The organism is Nocardia sp. No.11 (assembly GCF_038752175.1).
GTDB classification, from domain to species: domain Bacteria; phylum Actinomycetota; class Actinomycetes; order Mycobacteriales; family Mycobacteriaceae; genus Nocardia; species Nocardia canadensis.
This window is the reverse complement of sequence record NZ_JBCGFB010000053.1, coordinates 23,611-40,740: the sequence shown is the minus strand read 5'-3', so window position 1 is coordinate 40,740 and position 17,130 is coordinate 23,611. Positions and strand designations below refer to the sequence as shown.

The 17,130-nt window shown below is 71.7% G+C and carries 11 protein-coding genes; 6 read left to right on the top strand and 5 right to left on the bottom strand.

Features of this window, described 5'->3' with window-relative positions:
* The 4 genes from V8688_RS17645 (at position 1) to nudC (ending at position 9,453) form a co-directional block, all read left to right on the top strand.
* The gene (locus V8688_RS17645) at positions 1-3,747 is read left to right on the top strand and encodes an ATP-dependent DNA helicase (RefSeq protein WP_342801270.1); all 3,747 of its coding nucleotides are present in this window, start codon (positions 1-3) and stop codon (positions 3,745-3,747) included.
* The gene (locus V8688_RS17640) at positions 3,744-7,391 is read left to right on the top strand and encodes a UvrD-helicase domain-containing protein (RefSeq protein WP_342801269.1); all 3,648 of its coding nucleotides are present in this window, start codon (positions 3,744-3,746) and stop codon (positions 7,389-7,391) included. Before V8688_RS17645 ends, V8688_RS17640 begins: the two co-directional genes overlap by 4 nt.
* A gap of 79 nt (positions 7,392-7,470) precedes the next feature.
* Positions 7,471-8,526, top strand: coding sequence for a potassium channel family protein (locus V8688_RS17635; RefSeq protein ID WP_218721972.1), 1,056 nt, complete (start codon positions 7,471-7,473; stop codon positions 8,524-8,526).
* A gap of 33 nt (positions 8,527-8,559) precedes the next feature.
* Positions 8,560-9,453 (top strand): NAD(+) diphosphatase, encoded by an 894-nt coding sequence (gene nudC, locus V8688_RS17630; protein WP_218721971.1) that lies wholly within the window; start codon positions 8,560-8,562, stop codon positions 9,451-9,453.
* Positions 9,454-9,467: 14 nt separating this feature from the next.
* Here nudC and V8688_RS17625 read toward each other — a convergent pair whose 3' ends face one another.
* Positions 9,468-9,698 carry a mycoredoxin gene (locus V8688_RS17625; protein ID WP_218721981.1) on the bottom strand — a complete coding sequence of 77 codons (231 nt, stop codon included), beginning with the start codon at positions 9,696-9,698 and terminating at the stop codon, positions 9,468-9,470.
* 23 nt (positions 9,699-9,721) lie between these two features.
* Entirely contained in the window at positions 9,722-9,952 is a 231-nt protein-coding gene (locus tag V8688_RS17620) for a hypothetical protein (protein ID WP_342801268.1), read from the bottom strand.
* Here V8688_RS17620 and V8688_RS17615 point away from each other — a divergent pair.
* Together V8688_RS17615 and V8688_RS17610 are read left to right on the top strand one after the other, a co-directional pair.
* Positions 9,951-12,107, top strand: coding sequence for an ATP-dependent DNA helicase UvrD2 (locus V8688_RS17615; RefSeq protein ID WP_342801267.1), 2,157 nt, complete (start codon positions 9,951-9,953; stop codon positions 12,105-12,107). The two genes, V8688_RS17620 and V8688_RS17615, sit on opposite strands and share 2 nt — an antisense overlap.
* Positions 12,108-12,719: 612 nt before the next feature.
* A complete protein-coding gene (locus tag V8688_RS17610; protein ID WP_218721980.1) occupies positions 12,720-12,974 on the top strand; it encodes a WhiB family transcriptional regulator in 255 nt (84 codons plus the stop codon).
* A gap of 178 nt (positions 12,975-13,152) precedes the next feature.
* Here V8688_RS17610 and V8688_RS17605 read toward each other — a convergent pair whose 3' ends face one another.
* The 3 genes from V8688_RS17605 to V8688_RS17595 all read right to left on the bottom strand — a co-directional run bounded on the left by V8688_RS17605 (position 13,153) and on the right by V8688_RS17595 (position 17,046).
* Positions 13,153-14,505, bottom strand: coding sequence for an AarF/UbiB family protein (locus tag V8688_RS17605; RefSeq protein ID WP_218721968.1), 1,353 nt, complete (start codon positions 14,503-14,505; stop codon positions 13,153-13,155).
* Positions 14,506-14,561: 56 nt separating this feature from the next.
* Positions 14,562-15,434, bottom strand: coding sequence for a TOMM precursor leader peptide-binding protein (locus tag V8688_RS17600; RefSeq protein WP_218721967.1), 873 nt, complete (start codon positions 15,432-15,434; stop codon positions 14,562-14,564).
* Positions 15,435-15,648: 214 nt separating this feature from the next.
* The gene (locus tag V8688_RS17595) at positions 15,649-17,046 is read right to left on the bottom strand and encodes a zinc-dependent metalloprotease (RefSeq protein WP_218721966.1); all 1,398 of its coding nucleotides are present in this window, start codon (positions 17,044-17,046) and stop codon (positions 15,649-15,651) included.
* Positions 17,047-17,130 lie beyond the last annotated feature (84 nt).

Here is a 17,130-nt window from a genome sequence, read left to right as displayed (position 1 = left end):
CTGTTCGCCGAGCAGGCCCAGCCCGCGCCGTCGCGCCCCGGCTGGCTGCCCTGGCAGGTCCTCGGCGGCCCCGGTACCGGCAAGACCGCGCTGCTGGTCGACCTGGTGACCGCGCGGATCACCGACGGCGCGGACCCCTCGTCGGTGCTGGTCCTCACCCACACCAAGCAGGCCGCCGCCGCGCTGCGCGACGCGATCACCGTCCAGCTCGGGCCGCACGCGGGCGGCATCCCGGGCGCGAGCCGCGAACCGATGGTGCGCACCCTGCACTCCTACGCGTTCTCGGTCCTGCGCCGCCACGCCGAGCTGCACGGCAACCCGCCGCCGAGACTGCTCACCGGCGCCGAACAGGACGCCGTGCTGCGCGAGATGCTGCGCGGCGACCTCGCCGACATCGAGGCGGGCGCGCGCGGACTGTGGCCGCCCCGGCTGCACCCCGCGCTCGCGCTGGGCGGATTCGCCGAACAACTGCGCGACCTGATGCTGCGGGCCACCGAACGCGGGCTCGGCCCCGAGGATCTGATGGCGCTGGGCCGGGAACACGACAACGACGCCTGGGTGGCGGCGGGGCGGTTCTTCCAGCGCTACGAACAGGCGTCGATGCTGCGCTGGTCGGTCGGCGTCGCGGCTCCCGAGGCGACAGCGCCCGCCCTCGACGCCGCCGAACTCGTCGGCGCGGCCCTCGACGCGCTGGCCGGTGACCGGAATCTGCTCGCCGCCGAACGCGATCGGATCCGCTACCTGCTCGTCGACGACGCCCAGCACCTCGACCCGCAGGCCGCGACCCTGGTGCGCGCCATCGGCAGCGGCAGCGCGAGCACGGTCGTCACCGGTGACCCGGACCAGAGCGTGTTCACCTTCCGCGGGGCGGACTCCCGCTTCCTGATCGATATCGACACGGTGCCGCAGCGGCGAATCATCTTGCGGCACAACCACCGCAGCGGCGAACCCATCCGCCTGGCCACCGCGCGGATCGCGGCGCGACTGCCGGGAAGTGCGCGTCACCGCGTGCTACCCGGGCAGGCCGCTCCGCCGGAATCCACCGAGCACGGTGGTACCGAAGGGGATTCGGCTGGTCGTCGGCCGATGCCGGAGTTGCTCGACACGAGGGGCCACGCCGAGTCCAGGCGCCGCGGTGAGTCCCGGCCATCGACGTCCAGCGACACCGACGACGCGGGACCGGATCGGTCCGGCGACTTCGGCGGTGGTTCGACGGCGGCACCGGGCCGGGCCGACGAGGTGCCCGACCACGAGGTCGAGTCGAGCGTGCGGGTCCGGGTGTTGTCGACCGCGGCCAAGGAAGCGGCGCTGATCGCCGATCACCTGCGCCGGGCGCATCTGACCGATGGCATCCCGTGGTCCGCCATGGCGGTGATCGTGCGCTCGGTCCCGCTCTCGCTCGCACCGCTGCGGCGCGCACTGCTGGCCGCGGGTGTTCCGGTGCGCCGACCGGCGGTGGCCGAACCGCTCGCCCGCAGGCGCGGTGCGGCGTGGATGGTGCTGGCGCTGCGTGTGCTGCTGGCCGGGGACTCGTCACGACCGGGTTCGAGGCGCGCGATCGACGCCATGTTCTCGCCCGAGGACGCCATGGACCTGCTGTCCGGTCCCCTCGGCGGCGCCGATCAGATCGCCCTGCGGCGGCTGCGCCGTGGCATCCGCCGCACGGTCCTGGACCTGGAGCGCACCGGCGCGCTGGCCGCCGCCGACCCCTACGCCGACGCCGACCAATTCCTGCTCTGGGACGAAACACCGCCGCCCCCACCGGAAGCACCCGAACCGGAACCGGATCCGATCGACGGCGAATGGCTGCCGCCGCAGGCCGACCCGGACGATCCGCTGCGCCCGGAACCCGAACCGGACTGGGACATCGCCGAACGCCTGCCCGACGACATCGACCTGCTCGACGCCGAAAACCCGCCCGCCGCACCGCCGCCCGTCGTCGGCCCGCCCCGGCCCGAACCCGAACCCCCGGCGGTGCCGCTCATCGACCAGTCCTCGGCGGAGGTCCTGCGCGACCTGATCGTCGGCATCGGCGATGAGCGGCTGCTCGACGGACTCACCGAAGTGGAGGCCGCGCCGCTGCAGCGGGTGCTGCGGGCGGTGCGCAAGGCGAGGGAGACCCAGGCCAGCGGCCAGGGCGTCGAGGACGTGCTGTGGACACTGTGGACCAGTTCCCGGCTGGAACGGCGCTGGTTCCGGCAGTCCAGGCGCGGCGGCGCGGCGGGCATGCAGGCCGACCGCGACCTCGACGCCGCCGTCGAATTGTTCGACGCCGCGGCGGGTTACGTCGACCGGCTGCCCAAGGCGAGCATCGACGGTTTCGTCGAATACCTGCTGCACCAGCAGATTCCCCAGCAGGGCAGGCCGCTGACCGCCGAGGGTGAGGCCGTGTCGCTGCTCAGCGCGCACGCGGCGGCGGGCCGGGAGTGGGATGTGGTGGCGGTGGCCGCGGTGCAGGAGGGGATCTGGCCCAACCCGCGCGCCAGGGGAACGCTGCTGCACACCGAGGATCTCGTCGACCTGGTCGCCGGTGTCGACCTCGGGGCGACCACGAGCCGGGCCGCGCCGATCCTGGCCGAGGAACGCAGGCTGCTGCTCGTCGCGTGCAGCCGGGCCCGGCGATCGCTGCTGGTCACCGCCGTCGAATCCGCGGCGGGCGACCAGGATCTGGTGCCCTCGCGCTTCCTCACCGAACTGCTCGGCGACGACGACACCGGCGAACCCGGCGCGCTGCCCGTCGCCGATCCCGGTCGCGCGCTGGTGATGCACGCCCTGGTCGCCGAACTGCGCGGCGTGGTCTGCGATCCCACCACCGCCCCGGACCGGCGGGACCGGGCCGCCCACCAGCTGGCCCGGCTCGCCGACGCCGGTGTCCCCGGTACCGATCCCGGCGACTGGTACGGCACCGCCGAGCTCAGCTCGGACAAGGGACTGTGGGACGACGACGATTCCCCGATCGGCCTGTCCCCGTCGACGGTCGAACTGCTGCGCACCTGCCCGCTGCGCTGGGCGCTGGAACGCCACGGCGGCACCGACGGCGACAATCCGCACGCCGTCAAGGGCAATCTCGTGCATACCCTGGTGCAGGCGCTGGCCGGTGACGTGCCGGAGGCACAGGTCCGCGCGGCGCTGGACCAGGCGTGGAAGTCGGTCGACCCGGCCACCGGCTGGCACTCCCGGCAGGAGCTGCGCCGCACCGAGGCGATGCTGGAGACCTTCCTGGCCTGGGTCAGGACCACCCGCGGCGAGCTCACCCAGGCGGGTGTCGAGGTACCCGTGGACTGCGTGCTGCCCGCGCGGTCGGACGACGAACGCGCGGTGCGGATCCGTGGCCGGATCGACCGTCTGGAGCGGGACGCGCAGGGGCGCTTCGTGATCGTCGATGTGAAGACCGGCAAGACACCGGTCAGCGCGAAGGCCGTCGCCGAGCACGCCCAGCTGGCGACCTACCAGGTCGCCGCCGCGCACGGCGCGCTCGACGAGGCGGAATCGGCCGCGCCCGCCGATCCCGGTGGGGCCAGGCTGGTCTATGTCGCCAAGCCACATCACAAGACCGGTGCCACCGAACGCGCGCAGACCGCGCTGGACGCCGAGGGGCTCGACACCTGGCGCGAGACGATCCACGACGCGGCGGCCGCCACGCGTGGGCCCGGCTACCTGGCCGTGCGCAACGACGGGTGCAGGCACTGTCCGGTCGCGGGCAGTTGCCCGGTGCAGGACACCGGACGGCAGGTGACCGACGAGTGAGCGGCGTGCGCGTCACCCCGCAGCGGTTGGCCGACGCGCTCGGGCTGCCGCCACCGACCGCCGAGCAGGCGGCGGTCATCGCCGCGCCGCCGGGCCCGACACTGGTCGTGGCGGGGGCGGGCGCGGGCAAGACCGAGACCATGGCCGCGCGCGTGGTGTGGATGGTGGCCAACCAGCTCGTCGCCCCGGACGAGGTGCTCGGCCTCACCTTCACCCGCAAGGCCGCCCAGCAGCTGACCTCGCGTATCCGCACCCGCTTGGCCCGCCTGGCCGGCGCGCCGCTGGTGCGTGAGATCGACCCGACCGGTGCGCTGCGCACGCTGATCTCCGGCGCCGAACCGGAGATCAGCACCTATCACTCGTACGCGGGCAGGCTGCTCACCGCGCACGGCCTGCTGCTGCCCGTCGAGCCGTCGGCCGCGCTGCTCACCCAGACCCAGCTGTGGCAGCTCGCGCACGAGGTGGTGCGGTCCTGGGACGGCGACCTCGACACCGACCGCACCCCGGTCTCGGTGACCGAGGCGGTGCTGGCGCTGTCCGGCCAGCTCGCCGAGCACCTGGTGGAACCGGAGCAGCTCGCCGAGGCACACGCCGAGCTGGAGAAACTGGTGTACACCCTGCCCGCCGGGCCGCGGCAGCGCGGCGGGCCGAGCAAGACGCTGACCGCCGTGGTCGACGCGCAGCGGGAGCGGGTCGCGCTGCTGCCCTTGGTCCGTCAGCTCGCCGAGGCGCTGAACCGCCGTGGCGCCCTCGATTTCGGCTCCCAGATGTCGCTGGCCGCGCAGCTGGCCGTCGACCATCCGGAGGTGGCGGCCGCCGAACGCGCCCGGTTCAAGCTGGTGCTGCTCGACGAATACCAGGACACCGGGCACGCCCAGCGGGTTCTGCTGTCGGCGCTGTTCGGCGATGCCGACGCCGTGCGCCAGGATCGGCCGCGTCCGGTGCGGGTTCGCGGCGGTTCGTCGACAGCCCCGGCACCGGGACCCGAGACGCTCTGGGGCCCGGATCATCTCGGTGCGGGAGAGCCCGATCTCCTCGGCACCGGACCCGTCGACCCCGCGGATCACTCGCTCGCGGCGGCAGGTGATTTCGGTGTCACCGGGGCTGCGGCTGTACCGGCGGGCCGCGCGGGCGGTCGGCCGGAGAGCGGGTCGGCGGGCGACCGTGCGCCGCGCGGAGCCGACAGGTCTCTCGCCGTCACCGCGGTCGGTGACCCGATGCAGTCGATCTACGGCTGGCGTGGCGCGTCGGCGGCCAACCTGCCCCGTTTCGCGACCGACTTCCCCGAAGCTTCCGGTGCCCCCGCGCCGATCCTGCCGCTGCTGACCAGCTGGCGAAACCCGCCGCAAGCCCTCGCCCTGGCGAACCTGGTCGCCGATCCGCTGCGCCTGCGGGCCAAGGCCGCGGGCGGGGCGACCGTCGACGCGCTGCGGGCCAAACCCGAGGCGCAGCCCGGTGTCGTCGAACTGGCGCTCACCGAAACCGTTGCCCAGGAACGGGACTGGATCGCCGAACGGATCGCCCACGAATGGGCGAACGCCAGGGCGGCCGACCAGCCGCCACCGACCTCGGCGGTGCTGATCCGGCGCAACGCCGACGCCGCGCCGCTGGCCGAGGCGCTGCGCGAGCAAGGACTTCCGGTCGAAATCGTCGGTCTCGGTGGGCTGCTCGCGACACCGGAGGTCGCCGACATCGTCGCCACCCTGCGGCTGATCGCCGAACCCGGCACCGGCAGCGCCGCCGTGCGCATCCTCACCGGCGCCCGCTGGCGGCTCGGCGTCGCCGATCTCGCCGCCCTGGCCCGGCGGGCGCGGATGCTGTCGATCGGCAGCCTGTCCGGCGACGCGTCCGCCGCCATCACCGACGCCGCCGGACTGGCGAGCGCGTTGCGGGAGGTGGCACCGGAACCCACCGAACAAGCGGGCCTGGCCGACGCCATCGCCGATCCCGGTGCGCCCGATCAGTATTCGGAGGCGGGGTTCGCCCGCATCGTCGCGCTCGGTGCGGAACTGAGCGCCCTGCGCGAACGCAGCGGGCAGCCACTGGTCGAGCTCGTCGCCGATGTCGAGCGCACCATCGGCGTCGGCGTGGAGACCCAGGCCAGACGGGCCATCGCGGGCGGTGGCGCGGGCCGTGAGCACCTCGACGCGTTCGCCGAGGTGGTGGCCGGCTACGCGGCCGACTCGCGCGCCTCGCTCAGCGGTCTGCTCGCCTTCTTCACCGCGGCGGAATCGGTCGAGAACGGCTTGGAACCGGGCGAAGTGGAGGTCGCCCGTGATCGGGTGCAGGTGCTCACCGTGCACGCGGCCAAGGGGCTGGAATGGGAGGTCGTCGCGGTGCCGCACGTGAGCGCGTCGGTGTTCCCCTCGACGACCGCGCTGAGCACCTGGCTCGGCGCGCTCACCGAACTGCCTACCACCCTGCGCGGCGACCGCGCCCAGCCCGACGCGTCCGAGGGCGTGCCGGTGCTGGACCTGAGCCGGGTCGGGGACCGCGCCGAACTCGAACGCGCCATCGCCGACCATAAGGACGCGCTCAAGAGCCGCCGCCTCGACGAGGAACGTCGGCTGTTCTATGTGGCCCTCACCAGAACCGAACGGGTCCTGCTGGTTTCGGCCTACTACTGGCCCGAGACCGGTACCGCCCAGAAGGGTCCGTCGGACTTCCTGCTCGAACTGAAGCAGGCGAACGAGGACCCCGGCAGCGCCGCCTTCGGTGTCGCCACCATCGCCCGCTGGGACGACCCGCCCGCGCCCGACGCCGTCAACCCGTTCGCCGACAACCCGCCCACCGCCCCCTGGCCGCGCGATCCGCTCGGCGGCCGGCGCGATCCGATCGAACAGGGCGCGGAGCTGGTGCGCGCGGCACTCGAGCGGTTGCGTTCCCGCCCGGCCGATCCCGAGCCGACCGACGACGAGGACGATCCGGAGGGCTGGGCCACCGACGTCGACGCGCTGCTCGCCGAGTTCACCGCGGCCGAACTCGCCGACCAGCAGGTGGAGCTGCCCGGCCAGCTGCCCGCGACCGCGCTGGTGGAACTGCGCGCCGACCCGACCCGCCTGGCGGCCCGGCTGCGCCGCCCCCTGCCGTATCCGCCGAACCCGATGGCCAGGCGCGGCACCGCGTTCCACGCCTGGGTGCAGTCCTGGTTCGGCACCGAACAGCTGCTGGGTCTCGACGAACTGCCGGGTGCCGCCGACAGCGGCACCGAACTGGGCCGGGCCGACCGCGAACTCGCCGCCATGCAGGCCGCGTTCCGTCGCTCACCGTGGGCGCACCGCAATCCGATCGATGTCGAGGTGCCGTTCGAGACCAGCATCGCCGGCACCGTCATCCGGGGGCGGATGGACGCGGTGTTCGCCGAACCCGGCGGCCGCTGGGTGGTGGTCGACTGGAAGACCGGCGCCGAGCCCGGCCCCGCCGACGAAGCCGCCGTCGCGGTGCAGCTGGCCGTCTACCGGCTCGCCTGGGCGCGGCTGATGGCCGCGCGCACCGGTGCCGACGAGGCGACGATGCTCGAACGGGTCGGCGCGGCATTCCATTACGTCCGGTCCGGGCGCACCATCGCGCCCACCGACCTGGCCGGTCCGCGCGAACTGGCACAGCTCATCCGCGACGCGGCGCCGGTCCCTGATGTCGAATGAGCCCGAGACGCCCGCACGCAGTAGGCTCCCGGGTTGTGCCGGAGCCCAGCGGTGACGGGCCGAGCGAAAGGAGGGGGCGATGCTAGGCGACAAACGTGGCCCGATCGGGCTCAGCAGCAGCCCGGACTACGCGCTGGTCGGTCTCTTGCGGATTCCCGCCGTGCAGACCAGTCCGTGGGTGTCGCTCACCCGCCGCGTCCTGTTCGCGATCGCGCTGCTGTTCGCCGCGGCGACCGTGGTGTACATCGGCCGGGACGGCTACCGTGACAACTCCGGCGACGAACTGTCGTTCCTGGACGCGATGTACTACGCGACCGTCTCGCTCTCGACGACCGGGTACGGCGACATCGCCCCGATCACTCCCTCGGCGCGACTGATCAACACGATCGTCATCACGCCACTGCGCGTCCTGTTCCTGATCGTGCTGGTCGGCACCACCCTCAGCGTGCTCACCGAACGGTCCCGGCAGGCGTTCAAGATTCAGCGATGGAGGCACACCGTGCGCAATCACACCGTCGTCGTCGGCTACGGCACCAAGGGACGCACCGCGATCGACGCCATGCTCGCCGACGGGGTGCAGCAGGCCGACATCGTGGTCGTCGACACCGACGCGGTGGCGCTGGAGGCGGCGGCAAGCGCGGGACTGGTCACCGTGCACGGCTCGGCGACCAAATCCGATGTGCTGCGGCTGACCGGCGTCCAGCGGGCCGCCTCGGTCATCGTCGCCACCAACCGGGACGACACCGCGACGCTGGTGACGCTCACCGCCCGGGAACTGAACAAGACCGCCAAGATCGTGGTCGCCATCCGTGAGGCGGAGAACACCCACCTGGTGCGCCAGTCCGGCGCGGACTCGGTCGTGGTGTCCTCGGAGACCGCGGGCCGGTTGCTCGGCATCGCCACCACCACGCCCACCGTCGTGGAGATGATGGAGGATCTGCTCACGCCCGAGCAGGGCTTCGCCGTGGCCGAACGCGAGGTCGAACCGGCCGAGGTCGGTGGCTCGCCGCGCCATCTCAGTGACATCGTGCTCGGCGTGGTGCGGGACGGGAACCTGATCCGGGTGGGCGAGCCCGAGGTCGACGCGCTCGAGGCGAGCGACAAGCTGCTCTACATCCGGCACACCGGCAAGTGATCCGGGACCGCGCGACCGGCTAGGCTCGGACGTGTGTCGTTCCGGTTGAAAGACGTTCCGCTGCTGTCGCGTTCCACGATCGATCGAGCCGAGCACGTCCGGCTCGACCCCGACGCGCTGCGGGAGGGGTGGGGCAAGGCCAAGGTCCTGCGCGTCGACGCGCGGGGACGGGTGCGGGTGGAGAGCGCGGGCGTCGTCCTGGACGCGGCGATCACGATCGCCGACGAGCCAGGCGCAGGCGCGGTGTTCCTCGGTGTCGCCGAGGACAGTCACCTGTGGGCCGTGCGCGAGCCCGAGCTCGACGGGACGCTCAAGGACCTGCGGGCCCTCGGCGCTGTGGACGACTTCACCGCCGACCTGCTCGCCACCGCCTACGCGCTGCTCAACTGGCACGACCGGGCGGGCTACCACGGTGGCGACGGCACCTCGACGACCTCGGCGCGGGCGGGCTGGTCCCGGCTGACCGCCACCGGCGAGGAGGAATTCCCCCGGATCGACCCCGCCATCATCTGCCTGGTGCACGACGGCGCCGACCGGGTGCTGCTGGCCCGCCAGCACGCCTGGCCCGCGACCATGTTCTCGCTGCTGGCCGGATTCGTGGAGGCGGGCGAATCGCTCGAGCACTGCGTCGAGCGGGAGATCCGCGAGGAAGTGGGCGTCGACGTGCGCGAGGTCACCTACCTCGGCAGTCAGCCGTGGCCCTTCCCGCGCTCGCTGATGGTCGGCTTCGCCGCGGTCGGCGATCCGGAGCAGGAGCTGGTGTTCTCCGACGGCGAGATCGCCGAGGCGCACTGGTTCACCCGCGACGAGGTCCGCGCGGCGCTGCGGGCCGGAGATTGGACCGCGGCGCGCGAGCAGGGCGCGCGGCTACTGGTGCCCGGTTCCATCTCGATCGCTCGCACGATCATCGAATCCTGGGCCGAGTAGCCGGCGCGCGGCGCTCAGGCCAGGGCGGCCAGGGCCTGCTTGACCTGCGACAGTGACGGGTTGGTCGCCGTCGAGCCGTCCCGGTACTTGATGGTCGGGACGACGTGGTTGCCGTTGTTCACGCTGCCGACGAATTCGGCCGAAGCGGGGTCGTCCTCGATGTCGATCACGGTGTAGGTGATGCCCGCCTCGTCGAGCTGGGTCTTGAGGCGACGGCAGTAGCCGCACCAGGTGGTCGAGTACATCGTCAGATCAGTGGTTGCTTCAGTCACGGGATGTGCAACGTCTGAGGTGGGCGTGGTGTTCCGCTGGTGCCACCGCGGGCCGGCGTCGCGCTGGCCAACCGGGCGCTCGTGGCCGTGGAGAACTGCGACCGGAGCCTTTCGGGCCGCCGGGCGGGGGCGTCGGCGGCTTCACCGGTGCCCAGCGCGTTGCGCGACGGCACGCCGTAGGCGCGGGTCGGCGGCCGTCGGGCCCGGTTGTCGGCGGGCGCTGTCATGATGGTGCCCGTGCCAGCACTCGATCTCACCGCCCTCGACCCGGAACAGGCCGCCGCGGTGCGGGCGCCACGAGGCCCGGTGTGCGTGCTAGCCGGTGCGGGGACCGGCAAGACCAGGACGATCACCCACCGGATCGCGCATCTGATCGCCGGCGGGCACGTGAAGGCCGACCAGGTGCTGGCGGTGACCTTCACCGCCAGGGCGGCGGGGGAGATGCGCAACCGGCTACGCTCGATGGGGCTCGGCGGCGACGCCGGACAGGTCCAGGCCCGCACCTTCCACGCCGCCGCGCTGCGGCAGTTGCGGTACTTCTGGCCGCAGGTCGTCGGTGACGTGCCGTGGCGCCTGCTCGACAGCAAGTTCCCGGTGGTGTCGCAGGCCGCGCACCGCGCCGGCCTGGGAACCTCGACCGAACTGATCCGCGACCTGCTCAGCGAGATCGAATGGGCCAAGGCCTCGCTGATCGCGCCGGAGGACTATCCCGCCGCCGCGGCCAGGCACCATCGGGACGCGCCGGTCGAGGTCACCAGGGTGGCCCAGGTCTACGCGGGCTACGAATCGATGAAGACCTCCGCCGACGGTCTGCTGCTGGACTTCGACGATCTGCTGCTGCACACCGCCGCCGCGCTCGAGGACTACCCGGCCGTCGCCGACGAATTCCGCGGCCGCTACCGCAGTTTCGTGGTCGACGAATACCAGGACGTCACCCCGCTACAGCAGCGGGTGCTCGATGCCTGGCTCGGCGAACGCGACGACCTCACCGTCGTCGGCGACGCCAACCAGACCATCTACTCCTTCACCGGCGCCACCCCGAACTACCTGCTCGACTTCTCCCGTCGCTTCCCCGACGCCACCGTCATCCGGCTCGAACGCGACTACCGCTCCACCCCGCAGGTGGTATCGCTGGCCAACCGGGTGATCGGCGCCGCGCGCGGGCGCATCGCCGGGACCAGGCTGGCCCTGATCGGCCAGCGGCCCGACGGTCCCGAACCCGAGTTCGCCGAATATCCCGACGTGCCCGCCGAGGCGGCGGCCGTCGCGGGCCGGATCAAGAAGCTGATCGCGGCGGGCACCCCGGCCGCCGAGATCGCCGTGCTCTACCGGATCAACGCCCAGTCCGAACCGTTCGAGCAGGCACTGAGCGCGCGCGACATCCCGTTCCAGGTGCGCGGCGGCGAGGGTTTCTTCCAGCGCCAGGAGGTGCGCCAGGCGGTGCAGGCGCTGCGACAGGCCGACGCGCGCGACGACCTGCCCGACGAGTCGCGCAGCGGCGCCGAGCTGATCACACTGGTCCGCGCCGTGCTCGCCCCGGTCGGGCTCACCGCCGAGGAACCGGCGGGCGCGCAGGCCAAGGAACGTTGGTCCTCGTTGCTGGCGCTGGTGCAGCTCACCGAGGAACTGGTCGGCCACGACGAGGAGATCGACCTTACCGGACTGCTGCGCGAGCTCGCGACCAGGGCCGAGGCGAAGCATCCGCCGACCGTCGACGGCGTCACCCTGGCCTCACTGCACGCGGCCAAGGGCCTGGAGTGGGACGCCGTGTTCCTGGTCGGCGTCGCCGACGGCACCCTGCCGATCCAGCACGTCCTCGGCGACGACGGCAGTCCGTCCGATCAGGCGGCGCTCGAAGAGGAACGCAGGCTGCTCTACGTCGGGGTCACCCGGGCGCGCGAACACCTCGCCGTGTCCTGGGCGCTGGCCCGCACCGAGGGCGGCAGGCGGGTGCGCAGGCGCTCGCGGTTCCTCAACGGCCTTGTTCCCGACGACTCGCCCGCCTCCCGCATCGCCGCCACCGCGACCGGCCCGAAGGACGCCGACGGCAAGCGCCCGCTGTGCCGGGTCTGCGCGAAACCGCTGATCGGCACCTACGCCACCATGCTGGGCCGCTGTCGCCGCTGCCCGGCCGAACTCGACCCCCAGCTCTTGGAAGCGCTCAAGGAGTGGCGGGCCGAGAAGGCCGAGGTCCTGCGGGTGCGCGACTTCGTGGTCTTCACCGACACGACGCTCACCGCGATCGCCGAGCAGCTGCCCGCCGACGACGCGGCCCTGGCCGCGATCGCCGGCATCGGCGCGAAGAAGATCGAGCAGTACGGCGCGGATGTGCTCGCCATCGTCGCGTCCCGAATGCGGGCCACGACACAAAACCGCAGGTAGAAAATAGGTTGTTCGGTTCTCGATCATTGCCTATGGTGGAGAACACGCACCGAGAGTGATCTCGGCGCGAGTTTCTATCAGCACACGAGTTCAGGAGGGAGGCAGTCAGATGAACAGCAACACCACGTTCGACGCGATGGGCAATCGCGTCCTGGTGAACGCATCCATGGTGTCGGCCTCCCGGGGGGTCCTCGCTCTGCAGGGGACCGGTCTGTCCGGCGTCGATACCAAAGCTGTGCCGATGACTGTCGTCCATCAGCACACCCCGATTCGTCTCCAGGACAAGCCCAGCGTGGGTTGGCAGCCGGCGGCCTTCGAGGCACCGGCAGCTCCGGCCGTTGAACTCGGATACGCACCCGAGTTCGCCGGCGCAATCCGCCTCCGTGTCCACCCAGCGACCGTGATCAGGTCTCGGCAGAAATGTCGAACTAGGTAGGGAACTCCTCCCAGACCTCCTGGCCACGGATCGCGAGAAGCGAAATCCGTGGCCTTTTTCATTCGGCTCTTCAGCCGTTGGCACCGGGTTCGCACACCGAACGAACAACCGCTGCAAACGAGCTGAAGGAGAACGACGTGTTCACCGCCCAGGAATGGCCGACGGCCACTGCTGACGTGACATGCCGAAACGTGGCGTCCCTGCCCTGCCGGGCCGGAAACCCTGATCTGTGGTTCGCCGAGAGCCCGAACGACCTCGAGCAGGCCAAGCAACTGTGCGCGTCCTGCCCGATCCGTAAGGGCTGCCTGACCGCGGCCATCGACCGCGCCGAGCCGTGGGGTGTCTGGGGTGGCGAGATCTTCGACCAGGGTGTCGTGATCGCCCGCAAGCGCCCGCGTGGCCGTCCGCGCAAGGTCGCGATCCCGGCATGAACCCCGGAAAAGGCCTGTACCGCAAACGAACCGCTCACCGAGTCCTGGTGAGCGGTTCGTTTGTCATCGGCGGCCGGTACGTGTGACCGTGCGGTCGTCGGCGACAGCGACGACCAGGGTGGTGGTGTCCGGGGAGTGCGCCCACCACCGGTGAGTGACGCCGGCCCCGCGTGACGGACTAGGAGGCGCGTTCGGCGCGGAAACCCGGGACCCAGGTGCGGACCAGGTTCATGAACCCGAGTTCCGCGTCGAGCTGGGCCAGGATGCCGACCGAACCGCCGAGCACCCGGAAGATCGTCAGGTATTCGGCCGGAAGCTGCAGGGCACGCGCGGTCTTCATCTCCGGGCTGGTGAACTCCGAGGCCTTGCCCGCGACCCGCTGCATCCAGGAACGGGTGAAGTGGAAGGTGTCGGTGCGGATCGGGTCGCTGAACGGGCGAAGGTACGCCTCGATCTCCTCGTGGGTGACCGTGCGGCCCGGGATCACCCAGCCGTGCTCGTAGAGCAGTTCGGTGAGCGCGGCGTGGTCCTCCGCGACGGCCAGGGCGAGCATCCGCCCCAGGATCTCGGGGAAGCCGTCCGGCATCGGCGCGCAGGCGCCGAAATCGAGCACGGCCAGCCTGCCGTCGGTGAGCACCAGGAAGTTGCCCGGGTGCGGGTCGCCGTGCAGCAGGCCCACTCGCTCCGGGGAGGAGAAATGGAAGGTGCCCATCAGCTCGGCGATCCGGTTGCGCTGCGCCCGTGTGCCTTCCGGGTCGGCCGCGCCCGCGGCGATGAGCGCGGAGACGGGGGTGCCGTCGAGCCATTCGGTGACGATCACCTTCGGGGCGCCCGCCACCACCCGCGGCACCACGATCTGCGGGTGGCCCTCGAAGGCGGCGGCGAAACGGCGCTGGTTGGCGGCCTCGATGCGGTAGTCGAGCTCCTCCTCGGTGCGCTCGGTGATCTCGGCCAGCAGCGGCTTCACATCGGCGCCGGGGATGACCGAGGACAGCAGGCCGGTCATTCGCGACAAGGTCTTCAGATCGGCGCGCAGCGCCTCGTCGGCGCCGGGGTACTGCACCTTCACTGCGACGGCGCGCCCGTCCGACCACACCGCCCGGTGTACCTGGCCGATGCTGGCCGAAGCGGCGGGGGTGTCGTCGAAGGACTGGAAGCGCTCGCGCCACTTGGTGCCCAGCTGCTGGTCCAGCACCCGGTGCACCGTCTCGGCAGGCATCGGCGGTGCGGCGGCCTGCAGCTTGGTGAGCGCCTCGCGATAGTGCTCGCCGAACTCCTCCGGGACCGCGGCCTCCATCACGCTCAGCGCCTGGCCGAACTTCATCGCCCCGCCCTTGAGCTCGCCGAGCACGGTGAACAGCTGCTCGGCGGCCTTCTGGTTCAACGTGGCGTTGATCTGCTGCTTGTCACCACCCACGAGCTTCTTGCCGAAGCCGACGGCGGCTCGTCCGGCGATGCCGAGCGGAATTTTGGCCAACTTGGCATTGCGGCTGGAACTGCGGCGCACGATCTCGGACACGCTACCCATCATGGCCGAACTTGCCGGTGGTGTGCCATAAGAATGCTCACACCGCACTGTGGGAGCCCTCATAGGCCCGTTCCCGGCTCGGTCGTGGACAGGGTGCGGCAGCCGCAGTCCGGATGCGGTGGCCAGGGGCGTCGCTGCACCTCGTGGGTGTCGAGATTGAGTTCCATGGTGGCGTCGAGCGTGCCCGGATCCTGGCGGGGTGAACAGGCGACGATGGTCTCCAACTCGCCCAGTGCGAGGGCGGTGGTCGCCGCGATCCCGGCCGGTGAGGCGTGCCCGGTGCGGCCGAGCAGTTGCGCCGCCAGGTGCGGCCAGTCGGCGTCGAACCCGGTGCGGGTCAGATCGGCGCAGCGCAGGCAGCTGGTCTCGCCCGGCAGCACGAGTGGACCGACCACGCCGATACCGTCCCGGATCCGGACCTGCAGGTGCGGTATTCGGCGCAGCACCAGGTCCACCGACAGCCGTGGATCGACCATCAGCGCGTCGGTGAGCACCACCAGATTGCCGCCGGCCCCGACCGCCGTGCCCGGGCGGTACTCCCGCGAGCGGGTCGGCCGGATGCCCATGCGCCGCAACCCGATCGTCACCGCGTCCGACAGCGGCCCGAGACCGTGCACGGTGACACCGCGCACCGTGCCCTGTTTGCGCTCCGGTTGCAGCAGCAGCCCGGCCTCGTCGATCGCGCTGACGAGTGCGACCGTACGCGCCGGCGCGATGCCGAATTCACCGGCGCGCCAGACGATCTGGGGTAGCGATTGCAGGCCGTCGAGCAGGCGCAGGAACGCGAGGACGGTGCCGGTGTCGAGCTCGGTGGTCTCGAGCAGCAGCGCTCGTTCCGGGTCCCACCCCAGCTGCACGGTCCCGGAGGGCCGAACCAGGGTGATCACCCGCGGGTGCAACATCGGTCCGCGCAGTGGCGTCGTGGTCGTCATGGCGCAAGTATCGGCGCGGGCCCGGGTCCGACGGTGCGCGAAAAGTGCGGTTATCCACAGGCTTTCGGCGTGTCGTGCTCGGACGGTCAGCCTGTGGACAACTCGTGTCCGGCCGGTCGTGACGGCGTTTCTGGGCGGGTGTCACCCCGGAAACCGTGTCGCGCCACCATGATCCGCAGATTTTTCGGCGGTCGTGGTGGCGCGTCGGCTCAGCTCAGGACTGGTCGGTGTCGGGATCGGTCTTGCCGCGCTCGGCCTCGTCGCGTTCGCGCGCCTCGGTCTCGGCCAGCTGGGCCAGCGGATCGTCGAAAGCGCCGGTGCCGCCGCCGATCACGGAGTCGATGAAGCCGGCGGGGGAGTCCAGGTCGCTGGAGTCGGGCAGCAGGTCGGGGTGCGCCCACACGCCGTCACGGCGGTCCATGCCCACATCGGTGGTGAGACGGCGCCACAGCGCGGCGGCCTCGCGGACCTTGCGCGGACGCAGTTCCAGGCCGACCAGGGTGGCGAAGGTCTGCTCGGCGGGTCCGCCGGTCGCGCGGCGGCGGCGCAGCGTCTCCGAGAGCGCGCTCGCGCCGGGCAGTCGCTCGCCGACGGCGTCGGTGACCACCACGTCGACCCAGCCCTCGATCAGCGCGAGCAGGGTCTCCAGGCGCTCGAGCGCCTGCTTCTGCTCGGGGGTGGTCTGCGGCTCGAAGGTGCCCTGCGAGAGCAGTTCCTCGAGCTTGGACGGATCGCTCAGCGACATCGGGTCGATGTTCTGCGCGGCTTCCTCCAGCGCGGAGAAGTCCATCTTGATGCCGCGCGCGTAGTCCTCCACCGCGCCGAGCACCTGCTGACGCAGCCACGGCACGTGCGCGAACAGTCGCTGGTGGGCGGCCTCCCTGGCCGCCAGGAAGACCATGATCTCGCTTTCGGGCTGCTCGAGGCCCTCGCTGAACGCCGAGATCGCCGTCGGCAGCAGCGCGGCGGTACCGGCCGGGCCCAGCGGCAGACCGATATCGGTGGAGGTCAGCACCTCCTTGGCCAGCTGGCCGAGGGCCTGACCGAGCTGGGAACCGAACGCCAGCCCGCCCATCTGCCCGAGCATGCCGACCATCGGCCCGGCGAACTGCTTGGCCTCCTCGGGCAGCTGCGCGGTCCACATGCCCGAGATCTGCTCGGCCACGGGATCGCACAGGCGCTTCCAGGTCGGCAGGGTCTCTTCGATCCAGTCGTTGGCCGTCCAGGCGACGGTCTTGCTCGCGCCCGCGGGCAGCACGGTGGCGCCGTCGAGCCACAGCTCGGCCAGGTGCGCCGCGTCGGTCACCGCGGAGGTCGTCTTCGCCGCGATCGGGGCGACGGTGGCGCCGAGTTGCTGGCGGGCCAGCCGCTTGGCCACGTCGTAGTTGACCGGCCCGGCCTGCGCGCCGCCGGGGCCGCCCGCCTGGCCCATGCCGCTGATCATCTGCCCGAGCTGGGTCAGCATCTGTCCCAGCTGCGACGGGTCGAAGCCGCCCGCGCCCGCAGCTCCGAACCCGAACGGATCGTTTCCGCCGGGGCCGTTCGCCTCGTCGCGACGCTTGCCCGATTCGTCGTCGTCGCGGTTCGAGAAGCCGAAGGGGAGATCGCTCATACCTCATACGTTACGCGGACACCAGGGGGCCACGGTGTTCGCGCATCGCGAAATCGATGGCACCGGGTACCCGGCAAAAGCGTG

Excerpts from the sequence above, each read along its gene's own strand:
- V8688_RS17595 (WP_218721966.1), bottom strand. The coding sequence starts at position 17,046 with ATGAGCGATCTCCCCTTCGGCTTCTCGAACCGCGACGACGACGAATCG.
- V8688_RS17625 (WP_218721981.1), bottom strand. The coding sequence starts at position 9,698 with ATGTACTCGACCACCTGGTGCGGCTACTGCCGTCGCCTCAAGACCCAG.
- V8688_RS17615 (WP_342801267.1), top strand. The coding sequence starts at position 9,951 with ATGATGGTGCCCGTGCCAGCACTCGATCTCACCGCCCTCGACCCGGAA.
- V8688_RS17600 (WP_218721967.1), bottom strand. The coding sequence starts at position 15,434 with ATGACGACCACGACGCCACTGCGCGGACCGATGTTGCACCCGCGGGTG.
- V8688_RS17605 (WP_218721968.1), bottom strand. The coding sequence starts at position 14,505 with ATGATGGGTAGCGTGTCCGAGATCGTGCGCCGCAGTTCCAGCCGCAAT.
- V8688_RS17635 (WP_218721972.1), top strand. The coding sequence starts at position 7,471 with ATGCTAGGCGACAAACGTGGCCCGATCGGGCTCAGCAGCAGCCCGGAC.
- V8688_RS17620 (WP_342801268.1), bottom strand. The coding sequence starts at position 9,952 with ATGACAGCGCCCGCCGACAACCGGGCCCGACGGCCGCCGACCCGCGCC.